This window comes from Agrobacterium sp. ST15.16.024 (assembly GCF_027956545.1).
GTDB lineage: Bacteria > Pseudomonadota > Alphaproteobacteria > Rhizobiales > Rhizobiaceae > Agrobacterium > Agrobacterium cucumeris.
On the sequence record NZ_JAQKGO010000011.1, the window covers coordinates 20,516 to 39,370 of the forward strand.

Genomic DNA, 18,855 nt, shown 5'->3' on the forward strand with positions numbered 1-18,855 from the left:
CGCCAACCTATTTCCTCGCGGGAAGAAGCTTTGCGACCTGCTGGTCAGTCACTTCGACCTGGTAGAAAAGCTTGAAGAACGACTTGATCTCGCTAGTCAGATCGATTTTGAATTTTTCTGGATAGAAAACATGTTCAAGCCATTTGATGCCGATCATCCGGTTCACGCCGGGTGGAGAGTCGATCCATCCAAAGGGAAGGCCGGGCGCTATATGAACCCGACCGTCCTTGACCGCGTCGAGCCGCGACCAGATCGGGTCGCCCGAAAGCGATACCGCGAACTTCGGCGAAGCCGCAATGATAATGTCCGGCCTCCAGGAAAGGACCTGCTCGGCGGAAACCTGTGTCAGACCGCCTTTTCCGGCAGCAGCCGCCACGTTTTCCGCTCCTGCGGCACTGATGATCTCCATGTTGATGGACCCGGAAAGACCGGTTTCCAGCCCTTCGGGCCCACGTCCGTAGTAAACCTTTGGACGTTCTGAACCCTTGATCGATGCAAGGCCCGCCTGAAGCTCAGCCAGGCTCTTCTCGGAGTATGCTGCAAGCTCCTCGGCCCGATCCTGTACGCCGAGCATTGCTCCGGTCTCCCTAAGTGTCGTTGGCGTTCCCGCAACGGATCCATCGATCAGAACATAGGGAATTCCGGTCTGCTCCTGCACCTTGTCGGCTAGTGACGCATAGGTTGGGCTGACCGTTCCAACGTCGATGATAACGTCGGGCTTTGCGGCGAGCACGGCTTCGATGTTGGCAGTTCCGCCCTTTCCGGTCAGTTGCCCATAAGTCGGCAGGTCTCGAACGGAGGGAAGGAGAAACTCTTTTTCAGCCTGGCCAGGTTCACGCACCCATCCCACCATTTTCTGCGGAGCAAGAACGTAGAGAAGGATGGAGGCCGGTGGACCCGCAGCCATGACACGCTCGATCTTGTCCGGGACGACGACTTTTCTACCTGCAGCATCCGTGATGGCGGCGGCGTGGCCGACATTGATCCAAGACAGGAACAGAAGGCAAAAAGCCAATAACACCCGAGATAGATTCATCGCTTTCCCTCCAAACGATATGTTCGGAGCAATATATCGATTGGTTGGGAGTGTTAGGCAAGAGGATTCGAACTGGATCTCTTGTCCCCAGTCGAGATGCTTCGGAGCCCATTCGACGGTTGGTATGTGCATTTCGAGAACATATAATGTCGAATAATACTGTTTTACGTGACCGCCGTTCCCGTGCCATCTGCGTTCAACGGAAACTGGAAGGAAACTGACATGTCTGCACGGCGTGAGGACGGCAGCGCGGGGGATGCCAACTACGGTGTCATTGGGGTGAACTACAAACGATACCGCCAGCCCGACGCGGAGATCGAAAAGTATCTGGTGGAAGCGCTGGGTGACGCCCGTACCGTGCTTAATGTCGGCGCAGGCGCAGGATCCTACGAGCCGCGCGGCAGGATCGTGGCTGCGGTGGAACCGTCTGCAGCCATGCGGTCGCAGCGTGGTCCAGATCGGGTTCTGGCTGTCGATGCAGTGGCGGAAAATCTCCCTTTCGTGAATGCCTCGTTCGACGCAAGCATGGCGACCTTCTCCATTCACCAATGGAAAGACATGGAGAAGGGTCTCTCAGAAATGCGCCGGGTGACGTCAGGTCCTGTTGTTCTATTGACCTGTGATCCCGACAGCCTCGATCGGTTCTGGTTGAACGAATATGCGCCTGAAGCCATCGCGGTGGAGGCGAGCCGCTACCCGAAGCTCGATCGCGTCGCTGAGGCACTTGGGGGCGAGATCGAAATCGTCTCTGTGCCCATACCGCTCCAATGCACCGATGGGTTTAGTGAAGCCTATTACGGTCGTCCTGAAGGTCTGCTGGATCCGGGTGCACGGTTAGCGAACTCAGCCTGGAGCTTCGTCGCGCCGGAGGTGGGCGACCGCTTCGTGGAACGTCTCGCTTGCGACCTTGGAAGCGGCGAATGGGACCGACGCTACGGCCACTATCGACAGCAGGCAAATTTCGACGGTTCATTACGCTTGATTATTTCGAGACCCCTTTCAGTAATGACCGCTGATTGAAGCTATGTTACGTTTTCAGACATGAAGCGAAACTTGCCTTCCCTTAATGCATTGAGAGCCTTCGAAGCTGCGGCGCGGCTGGGTCGGATGACGCTTGCTGCCGAGGAACTGAACGTCAGCCACAGCGCGATCAGCCGTCAGGTGCAGGTTCTGGAGGAGCGACTGGGCGTCTCCTTGTTCGAGGGTACCAAGAACAGGCCGGCACTGACGGAAGCGGGGAGGGAGCTTCTATCCTCCCTGACGATGGCGTTCGATCAGATCGATGCGGGCATAAGAAAGGTCGCAGACCGTCCCGACGGTGTTCTCAACGTGTCCTGTCCGGGAACATTCATGATGCGGTGGCTCATCCCGCGGCTTTACGAGTTCCGAAGCTGCAACCCTGAAATCGACATCCGCCTCAGCGCGTCGACCGCGCCTGTGGATTTTGCACGTGGCGGCGTCGACGTCGCAATCCGCGTCGGGACAGTTGCGATGTTTGATGAAGCACAAGCCCTTGAGCTCTTCCCGGAGCGGACCGGGCTTGTCCATTCCCCGGATTTGGAAATCGACTTGAATGCGGGTGCCATCAGCGTTCCGATACTTCACACTCTTACGCGTCGCGATGCGTGGGTAAACTGGCAAGTCCGCACAGGGGTAGAACTCGCTTCAGATCGCCTGATCGAATACGAGCATTATTACTTTATGCTTGAGGCTGTCTGCTCCGGGATGGGAGTTTGTGTGGCTCCATATCCATATGTCCTAGAAGCGCTTGAAAACGGGCGGCTCGTCGCGCCATACAGCTTCGTTGACAGCGGGCGATCTTATATCGCCATCTCCAGGCGAAGGGGAGATGCGAAGACGCGTCTCTTTCTCGACTGGATCAGCAGGCAGAGTGCGGCTTTTCAGCCGACCTGAAGACGTTGGGTACATGGGATGGCGCGATCTCGGAGTGGGCTAAATTTTGCTCTATAGGTCCCCTGCCGCGAAGGAGGACGAAGAAGAGGGTATAGATACAGCCTAGATCTGCCACGCGCCAGTCGCAACTGGTCGTGAAGAGTGCCTTTAAAAGTCCAGCGCCGTCACATACGATGGGACTGCTGACGCTGACCGCCCGTGATAGCGGCAGCCAGAAAACCCAGAAGCCATAGGCCATGCCGATGCAGAGGTGGATGGCCAGAGCTGCAGGGGGCACCAGCCACCGGTTATCCCGGCTTTGCGATGGTTCTTTCACGAGACAGCAGGGCAGGCACAACTTCCCCCTGCCGCCAGCTCTCCTGAGTGGTCGACATCTTTTCTCCTCCTTGCGGCTGCCACGCCACAGTATCTGAACGTCATCGTCCAGGCCTCCTCTGCCGGTGATGTCGTCTCCGAAATGTAGACCGGGTGCCCATTCCGCAGATCAGGCGGGATCGGTCCGTTTCGAAATGAATCGATGGTAAACCCACGCGATTAGGACGAGCGTGGTTGTTCCCGCCAGGATCGGCAGGACCAGAAACGGCCAGCCTGCGCTGCCGATAATGACAACGAGGGGGTCGCCACCTGCAGGGGGATGCAGCGTGCCGGTGAATTGCATGACGGCAATGGCGAGACCGACGCCGATTCCCATTGCGATCACGCCGTTGCCTAGGAAAGTCAGTACCAGCAAGCCGACGAGCGCAGATAAAAAATGCCCGCCGATCACGTTGCGTGGCCGGGCGAGCGGACTTTGCGGTAATGCGAACAGGAGCACACAGCTTGCCCCAAACGGTGCAATCAGCAGGGTGTAATGAAGACCTTCGGTCAGCCCGGCGAGAAGCCAGATCGCGATAGCGCCCCCGAGACCAGAGGCCAGAGCGGGAATGGCATTTTTTGTGACATGCTGCAGGAAGGCATCGACCGGCGAGGGGGCTTGGGCTGTATCGGTATCTGTAGGCATTCTTGAATAACTCCAGAGGCGCCGGCCCGCACACGTGCATCTTGCGCGGGCCGGTACGGTTAGTTGACCTTCTTGAACTTGGCGGCCTCTTCGGAGCCGCCGGTTGCGTTACCCTTCGAATACGAATGAGTGCCGGTGCCAGCCAGGCCGCCGCCCTGGACGATCAGATATTCGTCGCGGATGGGCCGGCCCTCGAAATGGCACTCGAGGATCTCGCGAGTGCCGGCCGCGTAGCGGGCCTGCGCCGAGAGCGAGGTGCCGGAGATGTGGGGCGTCATGCCGTGATGCGGCATGGTGCGCCACGGATGATCCTGCGGTGCAGGCTGCGGGAACCAGACGTCGCCCGCATAACCGGCAAGCTGGCCGGATTCCAGCGCACGAGCGATGGAGTCTCGGTCGCAAAGCTTTCCGCGGGCGGTGTTGACGAGATAGGCGCCGCGCTTGAAGTGCTTCAGCGTCTCGTCGTTGATCATGTGCTCGGTTTCGGGGTGAAGCGGGCAATTGAGCGTTACTACGTCGCAAGCCTCGTAAAGCTCCTCACGGGTGGTGTGCCAGGTGAGGTTCAATTCCTTTTCGACCGACTCTGGGAGACGGTGGCGGTCGTTATAGTGTAAATGGACATCGAAGGGCTTCAGCAGACGCAACACGCGCAGACCGATGCGGCCCGCCGCGACCGTGCCGACATGCATCCCTTCCACGTCATAGGAGCGTGCCACGCAGTCGGCGATATTCCAGCCGCCCTTGATGACCCAGTTATAGGAAGGGATATAATTCCGAACGAGGCCGAGAATCATCATCACCACATGCTCGGCGACGGAGTTCGAATTGCAATATGTGACCTCAGCGACCGTGATGTTGCGGTCGATGGCAGCCTGCAGGTCGACGTGGTCGGAGCCAATGCCGGCGGTGAGCGCCAGCTTCAGCTTCGGAGCTTTGGCGATACGCTCAGCGGTTAGGTAAGCTGGCCAAAATGGCTGCGAGATCACCACTTCCGCATCGGCCAGATGTTCTTCGAGCTCAGAGTTCGGGCCGTCCTTCGACGAGGTGACGACCAGTTCATGTCCCTGTGATTCAAGGTATTTTCGCAAGCCCAGTTCACCTGAAACCGAGCCCAACAGGATTCCAGGCTTGAAATCGATGGCTTTGGGGGTAGGAAGTGTCTGTCCGTCCGGGTACTTTTCCAGCTTCGGCAGATCGTCGCGGGCGTAGGAGGAGGGGTATCCGTCGATCGGATCGTCGTAGAGGACGCAAACAACTTTGGCCATGAAATTTCCTTTCTGCCGTTGAGACAGCCAGATACCCGCCCGTGCAATGCTTTCGCGCACACAGGATCACGCGCCTGATCCGAATGTCAGGCAACCCACCCTTACGGCTGGATGAAATGTTGGGCTTCCTCCCTGGATGCCTCGGTTCAATGAGGTGTCTTGTGAGACAACCGCACCATGCACCTGCGCATTCAACCCATCCAATGGATGTTTTTTACGAATCGATAGGCAGTTTCAATGAAGTTGCGCTGCAGCAATAGGCGACCTCAATCAGTTCAAGGGGTTCTGGCAGCGAGGCCAGTGGTCAGACGAAGTTCTTCGCAGCGCAAAATCGTCGAAATCAGTAAATCGCGGCTTCGAAAGTCTCGAAAGCCTATTATCTCACAGCCGCTTCCCGCGGCTCCAGGGGGAACGCGCCAACATCGATGCAAACTCGGCTTCGATATCGACCGTATCGGCACAATCTTGTAGCGCTAAAGCCATCGGTGATTGGGGCAAACGGTCGGCCAATACTAGGCCGATGGTCTGTTGATGCACCGGCTCGACCATGTCCAGCAATACGAGATCTTCAGCGCCGCCGAAGACGAAGCCGAACGTATGGGGTACGATGGCGCACCAGTGTCCCAGCCGCAAATGCGATGCGACGCCAAGGAACGAGTTGCTGACGACCTTCGGCCTGAGCTCCAGTCCGGCGCCGGCCGCGATCCTGTTGAGGATCCGCCGATTCTGCATGTCTACTGATAGAAGGCAAAGCGGTTCCCTTACGGCTTGTGCCCAGGTTACCTTTTCTCTGCCCGCCAGCGGATGATCTTCGCGGCATGCAAAAACGTAACGCTCATGATAGAGCGGGAAGCGGCGCACATGCTCAATCGGCTCATTGTCCAGATAGGTGATGCCGCCATCGATCTCGAAATTCTCCAGCGACTTTTCGATGATCCGAGAGGACATCGATCTGATCTCGATCTGGACCAACGGGTTCCGATCCTCGAACTGGTGTGCGAGGAACGATACAGAGGGCATCGCTGCTGGAATGACCCCAAGCTGCAAGGTTCCAGTCAATCCGCCTTTCGTCTTGCCGCTCAGATCGTCGTGCAGGCTATCGTAATCAGCGAGGATCTGCCGTCCCCAACGCAAAACCTTCTCTCCTTCGGGTGTCAGCGAGACGAAACGATGGCTTCTGACGATCAAAGCCAGATTGAGATCCTCCTCCAGCTTTCGAATGGCCTGGGACAGGGTCGGCTGCGTGACGCTGCAGATCTGGGCAGCTCGGCCGAAATGCTGCTCCTCGGCCAGCGTGACGAAGAATTTCAAATGCCTGATCAACATGCTCTATCTCCTCAACCGATATATTCCTTGAAATATATCGGTTGAGTGTTCAAGTGATTTGAGGAAGCGATCGCGAAGGCCTGCCATCCTGAGACCGTGGCGGGCATGATCGCGAATGCAGTCGCCAGAGGGACATCAGGTTTATTCAGCGAAGTGATCGAACATGCCAATTCCAACCACAGGCCTTTCAACCACAAGCCATCTCGAAACTGCCTTTGGGCCGGAGGAGTTCTTTGGCGTTTGGGCCGTGCAACGTACCATCCTCGACAGGATGAATGTGGTAAAGGTGGAGTTCGCCGGCACAGCTGTCATCAGCCGATATCACTTCGAAGAAGACGGCGAGACGTTTTCGGGCGGCATGCTGCTGGCTAGTCGCCGGAAATACGCGCTCAGCTTCACTTATCATGGCGTCGATGTTGCCTTCCATGACCTTCGAGCATTCGGCTTCATCTCCCGCATGCCATCGCAGAAGCTTGATCATCGATGCGGTGATGACGATTACTCTGGACGCTTGTTGTTCCCGAACCCTGAAAGCCTGATCGAGGTGTGGCGGGTGAGAGGGCCTCGCAAGAACTACACGAGCTTCTCGCGCTATCAGCGTATCAAAGGCTGAAACGGTTGGCATCAAACCGCTTCAGCCATAATCCCACGAGCAGATCACACCAGGAGCTGAAGAGGCCTGGATCTATCTCTCCAAGCGCCAGCCGCCATCGGGTTCATGGTCGGCGACCAGATCAGCAATCTGCTTTTGTAGACCCTTGCAATCAAGACGATAGAGGCGCCCCTCCAACGTCGCACTCACATAGTTGCAGGTTGGCGCGGTGTGGCTGCGATCCGACGCGGCGTTCGGAAAGCGTGCGGTGTACCAGCTCGGTGAGATATGGGCGCTCGGGCCATCGATAATGATCGTTGCTGGCATTCCGTCGGCAATCGTATCGACTATGCTCTTCTGCTGCGCCAAATGAAACTCGATCGCGCCAGCTGATCCAGGCTTATCGCGAAACGTCAACGGCGCACGTGCGACCAGTGGCCTCCCATTGCCATTGATAACGATGACCGCGAAAGGAAAAGTTTCGATCAGACACTGCAGAAGGTTTTGTCGCAAATATTCCAGCTGGTTAAGAGTGAGCTTTTTTCTAGACGCAGTTATGCTGCGAGTTCGGCAAAGACTTCGAATGGTGAACGATTGTCATTTGCGAATTGGTTTTTGCGGATCATGTGAGCCACTTCGATGCCTGCGATTGTCGCTGACGCTGAATGAAAAGCTTTGAAGCCTAACATATGCTTGGTAAGCCTCTTGATGAAACGATGATCTTGCTCAAGGATATTGTTCAGATACTTGACCTGCAGGATCAATTACGCACGTTGGTGGTGACTTAGCTCAACAGAAGTGAAAATTTTGCGACAGAACCCTAGCGCGCTGGGGGCGCGCTATGACGCAACATCACCATTTCGACATTCTGCGCCTTCATCTGTTCTTCAACCACAAGAATGGCGGCGCCCATGATGCCAGCGTCTGGGTCCAGCGGTGAGATCACCAGTTCCAGTTCCCTGGTCGCCAGCGGAAGCGAGCGTTTGTAGACCAGCTCGCGTATGCCGGCCAGAAGGTGGTCGTTGGCGATGGCCAGTGTGCCGCCGATCACGATCATCTGCGGGTTCAGGATGCTGACGAGGCTTGTCATGACCTCGCCGAGAATGCGGCCGGATTCCCTGACGAGGTGAATGGCAAGCGGCTGTCCAAGTTCGACCAGCCGGGTCACGTCACGGGCGGTGTGCGCCTCGATCCCCTCTTTGCGCAACTCGCGTGCGATTGCCCAGCCGGCGGCGCGCGCTTCGACGCAGCCGATCTTGCCGCAGCGGCAGAGCGGTGCGGGTTCACGCGCGAACTGGATATGGCCAATATCGCCCGCCGCACCTTGCGCACCGCGATAAAGGCGGCCTTCCGTAATGATGCCGCTGCCGATGCCCGTTCCGACCTTGACGAACACCATTTCGCTCACATTCGTCCGCCGCTGCCGATGGTCGCTCAACGCCAGAAGGTTCACGTCGTTTTCGGCGTAGACGGGAACACCGAATCTTTCTTCAAGATGTTGCCTGATTTCGAAATTGTCCCAGCCGACCATCACGGAAGGACCGACGACCCGGCCGTTGGCGTAATCGACAGGGGCAGGCAGGCCAATACCGATGCCCAGCACATTGGCGGTTGTTTTGCCAATCTTCGATAAAAGCGCCTCGAACTGCTCTTCGATCCAGTTGAGAACCACAGCGGGGCCGCGCAGAATATCGAATGTTTCCGAGATTTCCGTCAGGATTCGCGGCTGCAGGTCGGTGACGGCGACGCGTATATGCTGCTCACCGATATCGGCGGAGAGGACGACAGCAAAGTCGCGGTTGAGATCAAGCGCGCGTGTCGGGCGTCCGCCGCTCGGAAGCGTTTCCTCCGTCTCGCGGATCAACCCCGCATCGATCAGGCTCGCTAGCTTCTGATGCACGGTCGCTCGCGAAAGGCCGGAAAGTTCGGTCAGGGCGCTGCGCGAACGGGCGCGACCCGATCCGACAAGCGACAAGAGCGCCGCGCTTGCCTTGATCGCGTTGAGATCGCCTTGCCATTCGCGAGCTGTAGACCCTTGTCCGGAGCTTGTGCTTGCCATTGCCTTTTCCCGTTCCTCAGAGCGTCTCCGAGTGTCTGGCACGCGGCCGAGCGATTTGCGAGGCTGCCTGCCAGGATTTCGCATAAAATCCAGACATATTCCGGAATTTGCAATCTTACTCATGATATATGTATAAAAAAATACAAAAGAATAAACAGATAATGTTGACAGTATGCATAATCACGGTCAGTAATAATCGCGCCAAGACCGATTATGTCCTCCGAACGGGAGGGAGCGCTTGGCAATCTGGGAGGATTTCACATGAAGTTTTTTGTAAAACCCGCTTTTGCAGGCAATTTTGCCATGTCCAGACGTCTCGGTTCTGCAGCGCTCGCTTTTGGTGTGAGCCTGGCCTTTGTTCCCGTGAGCGCACAGGCCGAGGACATCCTCATAGGCGTCATCACCAAAACCGAAGCCAATCCGTTTTTTGCCAAGATCCGCGAAGGCGCGACCTTGAAGGCCAAGGAACTGGGCGGTGTAAAGATCCAGAGTTTCGCCGGCAAGTTCGACGGTGATAATGAAAGCCAGGTGGCTGCCGTCGAAAACCTGATCTCTGCCGGTGCAAAGGGCATTCTGATGGTGGCGAGCGACACCAAGGCGGTGGTGCCGGTGGTGGAGCAGGCCCGCAAGGCGGGTATCCTCGTCATCGCGCTCGATACGCCGCTCGAACCCGCCGATGCCGCCGATGCGACCTTTGCGACCGACAATTTCAAGGCGGGTGAACTGATCGGCTCCTGGGCCGCCAAAACGGTCGCCGATGCTTCCAAGGCGAAGGTTGCCTTTATCGATGCGCTCGAAAACCAGCCGACGGTGGATGTCGCCCGCGACCAGGGCTTCATGAAAGGCTTCGGCATCGATCCCAAGGATGTGACGCGTTACCTCGATGAGGACGACAAGCGCATCGTCGGCCACCAGTGGGGGCAGGGATCGGAAGAGGGCGGCCGCACCGGCATGGAAACGCTTCTCCAGAAAGACAGCGATCTGAATGTGGTCTACACCATCAACGAGCCGACCGCGGCCGGCGCTTATGAAGCGTTGAAGGCGACCGGCAAGCAGGACTCCGTCATAATCACCTCCGTGGATGGCGGTTGCCCCGGCGTTAAAAACGTGAAGGCGGGCGTCATCGGCGCAACGTCGATGCAATATCCGCTCAAGATGGCGTCGCTTGGGGTTGAGGCGATTGTCGAATATGTGAAGTCCGGCAAGAAGCCCGAGGCCAGCCCCGGCCTGCCGTTCTTCAACACCGGCGTCACGCTCGTCACCGACAAACCGGTTGCCGGCGTTGAATCGATCACCTCCGACGAGGCTCTGAAGGCCTGCTGGGGTTGAGTGGCCTTGACGCCCCGTCCTTTCTCTGCCTGCGGGGCGTCATTCCCGGCAAGATTTGTGTCCTTCCGGACAACTCCCGGGAGCAAGGCATGGCTTTTCGGCTCGGAAACCAAACGGCCATGTCTTGCAAACTTTACCGTAACAGAACGCCGTGTGTCCCCCTGGATGTGAAAAAAGGCGCTAAACCGTGTTGAATCTGTGCATCGCACTTTCCGGCAGGCGATCCTTTATCCGGGCCGATGCCGCAGACCTGCGAAGGGTGTATCCCCATGAATGAACCCAGCAAACATGCTTCGGCGGGTCCGACAGGCTTTGAGGCCGGTCTGACAGGAAGCGAGACATCGCACGCCGTATTCGAGGATCAGGACACGAACCCGCTTCGCAGGCTGCAACGCTTCCTGCACGGCAATCCGACGGTGGTGCCGTTCATCGTGCTGGCAGCCAGCATCGCGGTCTTTTCCATGGTTGTGGGTTCCCGCTTCTTTCAGCCTTTCAATCTTTCGCTCATCCTCCAGCAGGTCACCATCATCGGCATTATCGGCATCGCCCAGACGCTGGTGATCCTGACGGCGGGCATCGACCTGTCCGTCGGTGCCATCATGGTATTGACCTCGACACTGATGGGCCGCCTTGCCGTTACGGCCGGGTTGCCCCCGGAACTTGCCTTCCTTATCGGCCTTGGCGGCGGGCTGGGTTGCGGCCTCATCAACGGGTTTCTCATCACCTATGTGCGTCTTCCGCCTTTCATCGTCACCCTCGGAAGCTGGAGCGTCTTCGGTGCGCTGAACCTCTGGTATTCCGGCAGCCAGACCATCCGCAGCCAGGAGGTGGCAGAGGTCGCACCGATCCTGCAATGGATGGGAGCCGCGATGCAATTCGGCGGCGCGCGTATCACGCTCGGCACCGTGCTGATGCTGGCTCTTGCCGCTCTCGCCTGGTACGTGCTCAACCGCACGGCCTTCGGCCGCCATGTCTATGCAACGGGTGACGACCCGGATGCGGCGGCGCTTGCGGGCATCGATACGCGCCGCGTGCTGCTGGCCGTTTATGCCTGTGCGGGTCTTATCTCCGCCATCGGCGCCTGGGCGTTGATCGGCCGTGTCGGCGCAATCAGCCCGACCTCCGGATCGACCGCCAATCTGGATTCGATCACCGCGGCGGTGATCGGCGGGACATCGCTGTTCGGCGGACGTGGCACCATCGTCGGTACTTTGATCGGCGCCCTGATCGTCGGGGTCTTTCGCAACGGCCTCGCGCTCGCCGGTCTCGATGCGCTGTGGCAGGAGTTTTCGGTGGGCATTCTGATCGTGGCAGCCGTCGGCGTCGACCAGTGGATCCGGAGGGTTTCGACATGACGCGCGAACTTGCGCTCGAAGGGCGCGGCCTGACCAAGCGATACGGCAACGTCGTTGCCCTCAACGGTGCGGATTTCGAATTGCGCCGTGGCGAAATTCTCGCCGTGATCGGTGACAACGGCGCCGGAAAATCCACCCTCATCAAGGCGCTCGCCGGTGCGCTTATCCCCGACGGCGGGGAAATCCGGCTGGAAGGCAAGCGTGTCGATTTCAGAACGCCGATGGATGCGCGCTCCGCGGGTATCGAAACGGTGTTTCAGAACCTCGCCCTTTCGCCGGCGCTTTCCATCGCCGACAATCTGTTCCTCGGGCGTGAAATGCGTGTGTCCGGCATCAGCGGATCGGTCTTTCGCCTGCTGGATCGCCCTCGCATGGCGACCGAAGCGCGGCGGCACCTGTCGAGCCTCGGTCTGATGACGGTGCAGGACATTCACCAGAGCGTCGAAACGCTATCCGGCGGGCAGCGGCAAGGCATTGCCGTCGCGCGTGCCTGTGCGTTCGGTGGGCGCGTCGTCATTCTCGATGAGCCGACCGCAGCTCTCGGGGTCAAGGAATCCCGCAAGGTTCTCGAGATGATCCTTAGCATTCGCGACAAGGGACTGTCGATCGTGCTTATCAGCCACAACATGCCGCATGTGTTTGAAATCGCCGACCGTATTCACATCCACAGGCTCGGCAAGCGGGCGGCCGTCGTCAATCCGGGAGACGTCACCATGTCGGATGCCGTTGCGATCATGACCGGCGCGATGGCTGCTGCCAGCCCGACAACGTGAAGAACGACAACGTGAAGAACGGCAGTGTTTCAGTCCCACCTAATTGCGAGATCTCATGCCCCTGAATGATGCCCACACCATACTTGTCAGCAGTCGCCGGGGGACGTGAGAGCATGACCGACACCTATATAATCGGCATGGATTTCGGCTCGGAATCGGCGCGGGGCATTCTCGTCAATGCCCGCACCGGCGCGCAGGAAGGCCACCATGTCCATCCGTATCGCAACGGCATTCTGACGCATTCGCTGCGCAGTCGAAGCCTGCCTGTCAATTTCGTGCTTCAGGTCGCCGACGATTACATGGAAGCTGCCGAGATCATTCTGTCGGTGCTCGGCAACGGCCGCGACGTGGTGGGGATAGGTGTCGATTTCACCGCGTCTTCCCCCATGCCCGCACGCGCCGACGGTACCGCGCTTTCGGCGCTTCATCCGGATGAGCCGCATGCCTATGTGAAGCTCTGGAAACACTCGGCGCAGGCTCATGCCGATGCGATCAATGCGTTGGGCGGTGATTACCTTGGAAACTTCGGCGGAAAGCTCTCCGGTGAATGGATGCTTGCCAAGGCGGCGCAAATGCGCGCTGAAGCACCCGCTTTGTGGGCCGAAACCGGACGCTTCATCGAGGCGGGAGACTGGCTGGTCTGGCAGCTTACCGGCAAGGAGGCGCGAAGCCTCGACTTCGCCTCCTACAAGGCGCAATTTTCGCGGGAAACCGGCTATCCGGAGGACGTGGTGCCGGGGCTTGCGGACCGTCTTTCAAAACCGCTTCAGGTCGGTAGTCCCGCCGGTTCCCTGACGCCGGAGTGGCGTCGCCGCACCGGAATTACAGGCGACGCTGTCGTTGCGGTTTCGGTTATCGACAGCCATGTCGTGCTCCCTGCGGTCGGCGCCGTCGGTCCCGGTGTTTTTGTCGGCGCGCTCGGAACCTCCGCCGGTTTTCTCATTCTGGACGGTGAGGGACGCGGCCTGCCGCCGGGTCTCGAAGGGGCTGCTTTCGGTGCCGCCCTGCCGGATTTGTGGTGTTACGAGGCGGGGCAGGCGGCGTTCGGCGACATGCTGGCCTGGTATGTGAAAACCTTTCCGCGCGATGAAGACCTTTCCCGTAACTTCGCCCTGCACAATGAGGCGGCACAGGCGGTCAGTCCGGGCGGAGGCGGTGTTCTCGCGCTCGACTGGTTTGCGGGCAACCGCATTCCGCTGGCCGACTCCATGCTTACGGGGTTGCTGGTGGGCCTCAGCCTGAAATCGACCTCGGCCGGAATCTACCGGGCGCTGATCGAGGCGCTGTGTTTCGGCACGCGATCCATTCTGGACATGGCGATAGCGGGCGGTGTGCCGATCAGCCGTATCGTGATGACGAGCGGTCTGGCCCGCAGCAACCCGTTTCTGGTGCAGACGATGGCGGATGTGTTTGGACGTACGATTGAGGTTCCTGATGTGGAGAACCCGACGGCGCTCGGCGCGGCAATCCATGCGGCGGTGGCGGCCGGGATCGTCGGCTCTTTTGCCGAGGGGTCTGAAAGGCTCGGTGCGCGCAGCCTACGCGAATTTGTGCCGAACCTGCGCCATTTCGAAAAATACGAGACGCTTTATGCCGAATATCGCCGGCTTGCGGCCGACGAGGAACTCCGGCGGACCATGCGCTCGCTTCATCTGTTTGCAGCACGTCAAAATGCAAAGTCGCAACCGCAATCGCCGAACGCCGAGGCGGCACAGTGAATTTGGCGATGGAAATGGCGGTTCGTCAGGCCAGTGGCGCAGGGGCAGCGGGCCAAACCAGCGTCACCTTGCACTCCGTAGCTTTGAGCGAGGTCATCGCATCCTGCGAAATGCCGTTATCGGTGATGACCTCATCTATCTGTGAAATATCCGAAAGCGTGCAGAAACCGGGCGCCGCGAATTTCGAGCTGTCGACGAGAAGCACGGTCCTGCGGGCCGCGGCGATCATGGCGCGCTTGAGCGAGGCCACTTCCAGCGAAGTTTCCGTCAGCAGCGTGCCGGTAACCGCAGAAGCGCCCGTCATGCAGATATCGGCATGCAGCGTTTTGATGAAGCTTTCCCCCGGCTCGCCCGCCAAGTGGCGGTGCCCCGGCCGAACCGTGCCGCCCGGCAGGATGGTGCGCCAGGATTTGATGTCGGCGGCGAAATCGGCGATCTGCAGACTATTGGTCACCACCGTCAACGGAAGGTCGCGTTCGGCAGCGGCCCGCACCGCCTCCATCACCGTCGAGGAGCTGTCGAAGATGACGCTGTCGCCGGCACTCAGCCGCTCCGCCGCCTCGCGGCCTATCGCAACCTTTTCCGCGTGCTGAAGCGCGGCATTCACCGTCATCTCCCGTTCGAAGGTCGCACGCATCGGCTGCAGCAGATGCGCGCCGCCGTGGGTGCGCTCGAGATAGCCCTTTTCCACCAGATGCTCGAGATCACGTCGCACGGTCGATTGCGATCCGCCGATCGTATCCGCGAGTTCCTGAATGCCCGCCGCGCCATTAATGCGCAGGTGCTCCAGAATGAGCGCCCGTCTTTTGGCGGGAACCATATCAACACGCTTGCTCGAAGACTCCATGCAATCACCCGGTTTTCGGCCCGTAGAAACTCGCCGATTCTCTCCAATGTCCGTCAAGCTCTACCAAATCGTGTATCCGCAATCCACCGCAACGATTGTGCCGGTCATGGCGCTGGCGGCGTCCGAAGCCAGAAACAGGATGGGCGCGGCGATCTCATCGGGCCTTGCGACGCGCTTCATCGGTGTCATCTCCATCCAGACCGGCATCAGGGTTTCGTCTGAAAAACCGCCACGCGACATGACCGTATCGACATAGGTGGGCGCAACGCAATTGACCCGAACGCCGCGCTCAGCCCATTCGCCCGCGAGGCACCGCGTCATGTGGTGAACGGCGGCCTTGGCTGTGTTGTAATGCACCTGCCGCTGCGGCTTGTTGGAAATCAATCCGGACATTGAACCGAGGGTGACGATGGAACCGTGTCCGCGCGCCAGCATCGGTCGGGCGAATTCGCGGCATGACCAGTAAGCGCCGTTGAGATCGACATCCACCACCTTTAGCCAAACCTCATCGCTCATCTCTTCGCCCGGCGTGTCGGGCCAGGCGATGCCCGCATTGGCGATCAGGATGTCGACGCCGCCGAAGCGGTCGTTGGCGACCCGCGCGGCCTCGGCGACGGCCTTCGCATCCGTTACATTGAGCTGCATGGCATCCGCCGCATGGCCTTGTGCCTTCAGTTCCGACAGACCCGCCTCCAGTACTTCGGCATTCATGTCGGAAATGATGACATGCGCGCCTGCTTCCGCCAGCGCTTGCGCTGTCGCAAGGCCGATGCCGCGCCCGCCGCCGGTGATGAAGGCAGTTTTTCCATCCAGACGAAATCGTTCGAGAAACATCGTTTTTTCCTTCAGGCCTGTTTGAGGGCGGCGGGGGCGGTCGCGACGCCCCGATTGCCGAGAACGAGAAGGCATCCGGCCGTGAAACTGTCGCCGAGGCCGAGCGTGGTGACGGGCTTTTCAACATAGGGTGAGGCGCAGGCAACAAAGGTCCAGCGGCCTTTCCGCACACGATTGTCGAAGGGCAACGCGTGGAACTGCGCCAGCGCATCGGTACGGATCGCGTTTGCCGGTTCCCCATTGGCGGCCCGGGCGCTGGCAATGGCGCATCCGGCCATCAGCGCCAGTTCCTCCTCGTCGGGGTCGTTGCGTGTCACAGCGGCCGCCCAGGTGTCGGCATGAACGCAGATGCGGTCGACATTCAGCCGGTCTCCGAGAGCGATCAGCGCTTCCATCGGATGCTGGGCTGTGCCATCCATTGCCAGCAGTTCCGAATGGCTCATGCCGAGCGAACTGATTGCGCCCCTGGCGTGATCGAGCAGCTCGCTTACGGCGTTCTGCGAAGCATAACCGGCAAGCTCGAAATGCACCGTCTTCAAGCCCGCATCCATCCAGTCGCGGCTGAGCGCAAAGACATGGCGGCTCGCAGGGCCGACATTTTCCGCTGCCTCGTCGTTGAGGCCGGACAGAAGGCCGGCAGCGGCGGTGGAGGCGCGCTTTCGTGATACCGCCTCGAATGCTGCATCATGCTGGATACCGCGATCGCAAAAACGCACGATGATACGGGTCGAACGATTGGGTATGAGCGCACCGATAGGCTTGCCCGCCGTGAATTCGAAGATGAATATTTCGGGAATGTGCCTTTCTGTCGGCGTCACTTCCGCCGCTGTTTTGAGCGCATGGCCCTCGGCCAATAAAACGCCCGGCGGGATCTGGCGAAGCTGCTGCTCGTGGCGGTCCTCCAGCGCCACAAGAGAGGCGACGCCGAGCCGCGAAAGCACCCAGGCGGCCTGCGGCCCGGTGCCGCCCAGCGCGTAGCGAACATCCAGATGGTCGCGCAGCCATTGCGGGCCGTCTACCCAGTCGGCGCGTACTTCGCCGCCGATGCCCTTTGCGGCGCGCGCCAGCAACATGGCGGCGAATTGACCCGCCGGCGTTTCGGCTGGAGCATCGAGAAGCGGCTGCATATTGTGCATGTCGACCCGTGCATCGACACAGGTGGACATGCCGCACAAGAACAGCCCCGCCCGCGAAAGCGCCGATGTTCCAATCGGACCGGAGCGCGTATCCGCAAGCGCGGCATAACGCTCCCCCCAGTCGCCTGTAAAAACGTCACCCATAGCCGAGTATCTCCTCCTCACGCGGCAATGATGTCAATTGCTACCATTATCTCTCAAATCGTCAATGAGATTTTATGCTGAAAATGCTATTTTGCTAGAATTTGCGCAATGCAGCGCATTTTTATAGCGGCGCAGCACATGTTTTGCGCATGCGAACGTCTCGGGTGGCGTGATGATTGTCGACTTTGCGAAAAATAAAGATATTTCAATCGTATGGATGGATGCCCAGTATGGCCCCGATGTTTTGTTGGTGTGACATGGAAAAGCGCCAAAAGATGTCTGAATAAAATATTTAAGATATTGATTTATTTTTATAAAATTTGAATTTTTGTGAGCTTGGATTTTATCCTTCGGTAAGGACTATGGGATGAGTTCCCATTGTCTAGAGAGAAAAAGATAGCTATTGACAGAATATGAGAAGTGGCCGTTTATGAATGCAAGTCTGCGGTCGCAATCGAAGCGCTGGCAGCCGAACTCCAACATTCATTGAGGGCTACGATGGTCACGAGACTCGACAGAAAACTGGCGAATATTCGCGCAGGGCGCTACAAACCGACCGATTTTATCATTGCCGACGCGAAGGATAGCGATGTCGGTGCGGGGGTCTCCGCCACCGGTTTCGATTATTCCGTCAAGCCGCCCCGCCGTCGCACCCGCCAGGAATTCATCACCCAGATCGAGGAGATCATCGATCAGGACGTGGTCGACATCATGCTGGTGTCGCAGTCCAATCTCGATCTGCTGGACGAGCGCGGCGCGTTTTCCGGCAGTGAGGTGAAACCGGCCATTCGCGGCAATCTCGAAAGCATGTGCTGGGGTGGCGTCCGGCATGGCACCTATACACAGTCGCCATCCGTGCCTTTCCGCGATACGGGCTTTGCCCGCGCCATCGCCAACTACCCGACCTCGGGCACTGATCTCTGCCTTTATTCGGTGTGCTTCACCAACGACCTCGACCGCGACATATGCACGCTGAAAGCTTTTGCCGAGTTCCGCGCCGAAGCATCGAAGCACAATTTCAAATATTTCTACGAGGTCTTCAACCCGAACATCGATATCGGCCTGACGCGCGAACAGACCGGCGAGTTTGTCAATGACCACATCATCAAGTCACTGGCGAGCGTGCCGCGTGCCGAACGGCCGCTGTTTCTCAAGATGCCCTATAACGGGCCGAAGGCGCTCGAGGAACTCGCCTCGTTCGATTCCGAACTGATCGTCGGAGTGCTTGGCGGCGGAGCGGGCACCACCCGCGATACGTTTGAGCTGGTGGCGCAGTCGGAGCGTTACGGTGCGCGGCTCGCGCTGTTCGGGCGTAAGATCAATCTGGCTGAAGCACCGCTCAATCTGATCGTGCTGATGCGCGCGGTTGCGGACGGCGCCCTGAAGCCGGAAGAGGCGGTTCGCGCCTATCATGGCGAGCTGCAGACACTGGGGCTTTCCCCGGTACGCCCGCTCGCGGACGACCGCGTCATTACCGAGGATGTGCTGAAAGCGGCGGCAGCCAAGGCGGCCTGATAGCTGCCGGGA

17 protein-coding genes and 2 pseudogenes are annotated in these 18,855 nt (G+C 58.9%); 8 read left to right on the forward strand and 11 right to left on the reverse strand.

The genetic code is table 11. The features are described 5' to 3' along the window. Nucleotides 1-7: 7 nt before the first annotated feature. Entirely contained in the window at nucleotides 8-1,036 is a 1,029-nt protein-coding gene (locus PL640_RS22550; RefSeq protein ID WP_271363592.1) for an iron ABC transporter substrate-binding protein, read from the reverse strand. Between the two features lie 222 nt (nucleotides 1,037-1,258). Between PL640_RS22550 and PL640_RS22555 the strand changes: the two genes are divergently transcribed. Further along, on the forward strand, nucleotides 1,259-2,056 hold the full coding sequence (locus PL640_RS22555; RefSeq protein WP_271363593.1) for a class I SAM-dependent methyltransferase: 798 nt from the start codon (nucleotides 1,259-1,261) through the stop codon (nucleotides 2,054-2,056). A 21-nt stretch (nucleotides 2,057-2,077) separates the two neighbouring features. After that, nucleotides 2,078-2,950, forward strand: a complete 873-nt coding sequence (locus PL640_RS22560) for a LysR substrate-binding domain-containing protein (protein ID WP_271363594.1) — start codon at nucleotides 2,078-2,080, stop codon at nucleotides 2,948-2,950. A 70-nt stretch (nucleotides 2,951-3,020) separates the two neighbouring features. On the opposite strand, the pseudogene PL640_RS22565 reads toward PL640_RS22560, so the two are convergent. The 4 genes and pseudogenes from PL640_RS22565 to PL640_RS22580 all read right to left on the reverse strand — a co-directional run. Continuing rightward, a pseudogene (locus PL640_RS22565) lies at nucleotides 3,021-3,324 on the reverse strand (MFS transporter); the annotation flags it as partial. Between the two features lie 110 nt (nucleotides 3,325-3,434). Then, nucleotides 3,435-3,950, reverse strand: a complete 516-nt coding sequence (locus PL640_RS22570) for an HPP family protein (RefSeq protein WP_271363595.1) — start codon at nucleotides 3,948-3,950, stop codon at nucleotides 3,435-3,437. Between the two features lie 59 nt (nucleotides 3,951-4,009). After that, on the reverse strand, nucleotides 4,010-5,215 hold the full coding sequence (locus PL640_RS22575) for an NAD-dependent formate dehydrogenase (protein WP_271363596.1): 1,206 nt from the start codon (nucleotides 5,213-5,215) through the stop codon (nucleotides 4,010-4,012). 381 nt (nucleotides 5,216-5,596) lie between these two features. Next, nucleotides 5,597-6,541, reverse strand: a complete 945-nt coding sequence (locus PL640_RS22580) for a LysR family transcriptional regulator (protein WP_271363597.1) — start codon at nucleotides 6,539-6,541, stop codon at nucleotides 5,597-5,599. Between the two features lie 163 nt (nucleotides 6,542-6,704). Here PL640_RS22580 and PL640_RS22585 point away from each other — a divergent pair, with 163 nt between their 5' ends. Next, nucleotides 6,705-7,154, forward strand: a complete 450-nt coding sequence (locus PL640_RS22585; RefSeq protein ID WP_271363598.1) for a DUF6314 family protein — start codon at nucleotides 6,705-6,707, stop codon at nucleotides 7,152-7,154. A gap of 72 nt (nucleotides 7,155-7,226) precedes the next feature. Here PL640_RS22585 and PL640_RS22590 read toward each other — a convergent pair whose 3' ends face one another. The 3 genes and pseudogenes from PL640_RS22590 to PL640_RS22600 all read right to left on the reverse strand — a co-directional run bounded on the left by PL640_RS22590 (nucleotide 7,227) and on the right by PL640_RS22600 (nucleotide 9,192). Next, on the reverse strand, nucleotides 7,227-7,646 hold the full coding sequence (locus PL640_RS22590; RefSeq protein ID WP_271363599.1) for an FMN-binding negative transcriptional regulator: 420 nt from the start codon (nucleotides 7,644-7,646) through the stop codon (nucleotides 7,227-7,229). Between the two features lie 41 nt (nucleotides 7,647-7,687). Then, nucleotides 7,688-7,894, reverse strand: a pseudogene (locus PL640_RS22595) (DDE-type integrase/transposase/recombinase); the annotation flags it as partial. A 59-nt stretch (nucleotides 7,895-7,953) separates the two neighbouring features. After that, nucleotides 7,954-9,192, reverse strand: coding sequence for an ROK family transcriptional regulator (locus tag PL640_RS22600; RefSeq protein ID WP_271363600.1), 1,239 nt, complete (start codon nucleotides 9,190-9,192; stop codon nucleotides 7,954-7,956). A gap of 303 nt (nucleotides 9,193-9,495) precedes the next feature. On the opposite strand from PL640_RS22600, the gene PL640_RS22605 reads away from it, so the two are divergent. The 4 genes from PL640_RS22605 (at nucleotide 9,496) to PL640_RS22620 (ending at nucleotide 14,367) form a co-directional block, all read left to right on the forward strand. After that, the gene (locus tag PL640_RS22605) at nucleotides 9,496-10,521 is read left to right on the forward strand and encodes a substrate-binding domain-containing protein (RefSeq protein ID WP_405049206.1); all 1,026 of its coding nucleotides are present in this window, start codon (nucleotides 9,496-9,498) and stop codon (nucleotides 10,519-10,521) included. A 269-nt stretch (nucleotides 10,522-10,790) separates the two neighbouring features. Beyond that, complete coding sequence (locus PL640_RS22610; RefSeq protein WP_271363602.1) at nucleotides 10,791-11,876, forward strand: ABC transporter permease; 1,086 nt, start codon at nucleotides 10,791-10,793, stop codon at nucleotides 11,874-11,876. Next, entirely contained in the window at nucleotides 11,873-12,649 is a 777-nt protein-coding gene (locus PL640_RS22615) for an ATP-binding cassette domain-containing protein (protein ID WP_271363603.1), read from the forward strand. The genes PL640_RS22610 and PL640_RS22615 overlap by 4 nt, the downstream gene beginning before the upstream one ends. 113 nt (nucleotides 12,650-12,762) lie before the next feature. After that, the gene (locus PL640_RS22620; RefSeq protein ID WP_271363604.1) at nucleotides 12,763-14,367 is read left to right on the forward strand and encodes an FGGY-family carbohydrate kinase; all 1,605 of its coding nucleotides are present in this window, start codon (nucleotides 12,763-12,765) and stop codon (nucleotides 14,365-14,367) included. Nucleotides 14,368-14,392: 25 nt separating this feature from the next. Here the strand turns inward: PL640_RS22620 and PL640_RS22625 are convergent, their stop codons facing one another. Genes PL640_RS22625 through PL640_RS22635 form a run of 3 tightly spaced genes read right to left on the reverse strand, consistent with a single transcriptional unit; the run spans nucleotide 14,393 to nucleotide 17,328 of the window. Continuing rightward, nucleotides 14,393-15,214 carry a DeoR/GlpR family DNA-binding transcription regulator gene (locus PL640_RS22625; protein WP_271363605.1) on the reverse strand — a complete coding sequence of 274 codons (822 nt, stop codon included), beginning with the start codon at nucleotides 15,212-15,214 and terminating at the stop codon, nucleotides 14,393-14,395. Between the two features lie 60 nt (nucleotides 15,215-15,274). Next, complete coding sequence (locus PL640_RS22630; RefSeq protein WP_271363606.1) at nucleotides 15,275-16,048, reverse strand: SDR family NAD(P)-dependent oxidoreductase; 774 nt, start codon at nucleotides 16,046-16,048, stop codon at nucleotides 15,275-15,277. Between the two features lie 11 nt (nucleotides 16,049-16,059). Then, complete coding sequence (locus tag PL640_RS22635) at nucleotides 16,060-17,328, reverse strand: ADP-dependent glucokinase/phosphofructokinase (RefSeq protein WP_271363608.1); 1,269 nt, start codon at nucleotides 17,326-17,328, stop codon at nucleotides 16,060-16,062. Nucleotides 17,329-17,826: 498 nt separating this feature from the next. Between PL640_RS22635 and PL640_RS22640 the strand changes: the two genes are divergently transcribed. Continuing rightward, entirely contained in the window at nucleotides 17,827-18,843 is a 1,017-nt protein-coding gene (locus PL640_RS22640) for a hypothetical protein (RefSeq protein ID WP_271363609.1), read from the forward strand. Nucleotides 18,844-18,855 lie beyond the last annotated feature (12 nt).

Excerpts from the sequence above, each read along its gene's own strand:
- PL640_RS22640 (WP_271363609.1), top strand. The coding sequence starts at position 17,827 with ATGGTCACGAGACTCGACAGAAAACTGGCGAATATTCGCGCAGGGCGC.
- PL640_RS22620 (WP_271363604.1), top strand. The coding sequence starts at position 12,763 with ATGACCGACACCTATATAATCGGCATGGATTTCGGCTCGGAATCGGCG.
- PL640_RS22605 (WP_405049206.1), top strand. The coding sequence starts at position 9,496 with ATGTCCAGACGTCTCGGTTCTGCAGCGCTCGCTTTTGGTGTGAGCCTG.
- PL640_RS22560 (WP_271363594.1), top strand. The coding sequence starts at position 2,078 with ATGAAGCGAAACTTGCCTTCCCTTAATGCATTGAGAGCCTTCGAAGCT.
- PL640_RS22585 (WP_271363598.1), top strand. The coding sequence starts at position 6,705 with ATGCCAATTCCAACCACAGGCCTTTCAACCACAAGCCATCTCGAAACT.
- PL640_RS22625 (WP_271363605.1), bottom strand. The coding sequence starts at position 15,214 with ATGGAGTCTTCGAGCAAGCGTGTTGATATGGTTCCCGCCAAAAGACGG.
- PL640_RS22615 (WP_271363603.1), top strand. The coding sequence starts at position 11,873 with ATGACGCGCGAACTTGCGCTCGAAGGGCGCGGCCTGACCAAGCGATAC.
- PL640_RS22550 (WP_271363592.1), bottom strand. The coding sequence starts at position 1,036 with ATGAATCTATCTCGGGTGTTATTGGCTTTTTGCCTTCTGTTCCTGTCT.
- PL640_RS22555 (WP_271363593.1), top strand. The coding sequence starts at position 1,259 with ATGTCTGCACGGCGTGAGGACGGCAGCGCGGGGGATGCCAACTACGGT.
- PL640_RS22635 (WP_271363608.1), bottom strand. The coding sequence starts at position 17,328 with ATGGGTGACGTTTTTACAGGCGACTGGGGGGAGCGTTATGCCGCGCTT.
- PL640_RS22575 (WP_271363596.1), bottom strand. The coding sequence starts at position 5,215 with ATGGCCAAAGTTGTTTGCGTCCTCTACGACGATCCGATCGACGGATAC.
- PL640_RS22580 (WP_271363597.1), bottom strand. The coding sequence starts at position 6,541 with ATGTTGATCAGGCATTTGAAATTCTTCGTCACGCTGGCCGAGGAGCAG.
- PL640_RS22610 (WP_271363602.1), top strand. The coding sequence starts at position 10,791 with ATGAATGAACCCAGCAAACATGCTTCGGCGGGTCCGACAGGCTTTGAG.
- PL640_RS22630 (WP_271363606.1), bottom strand. The coding sequence starts at position 16,048 with ATGTTTCTCGAACGATTTCGTCTGGATGGAAAAACTGCCTTCATCACC.
- PL640_RS22570 (WP_271363595.1), bottom strand. The coding sequence starts at position 3,950 with ATGCCTACAGATACCGATACAGCCCAAGCCCCCTCGCCGGTCGATGCC.
- PL640_RS22600 (WP_271363600.1), bottom strand. The coding sequence starts at position 9,192 with ATGGCAAGCACAAGCTCCGGACAAGGGTCTACAGCTCGCGAATGGCAA.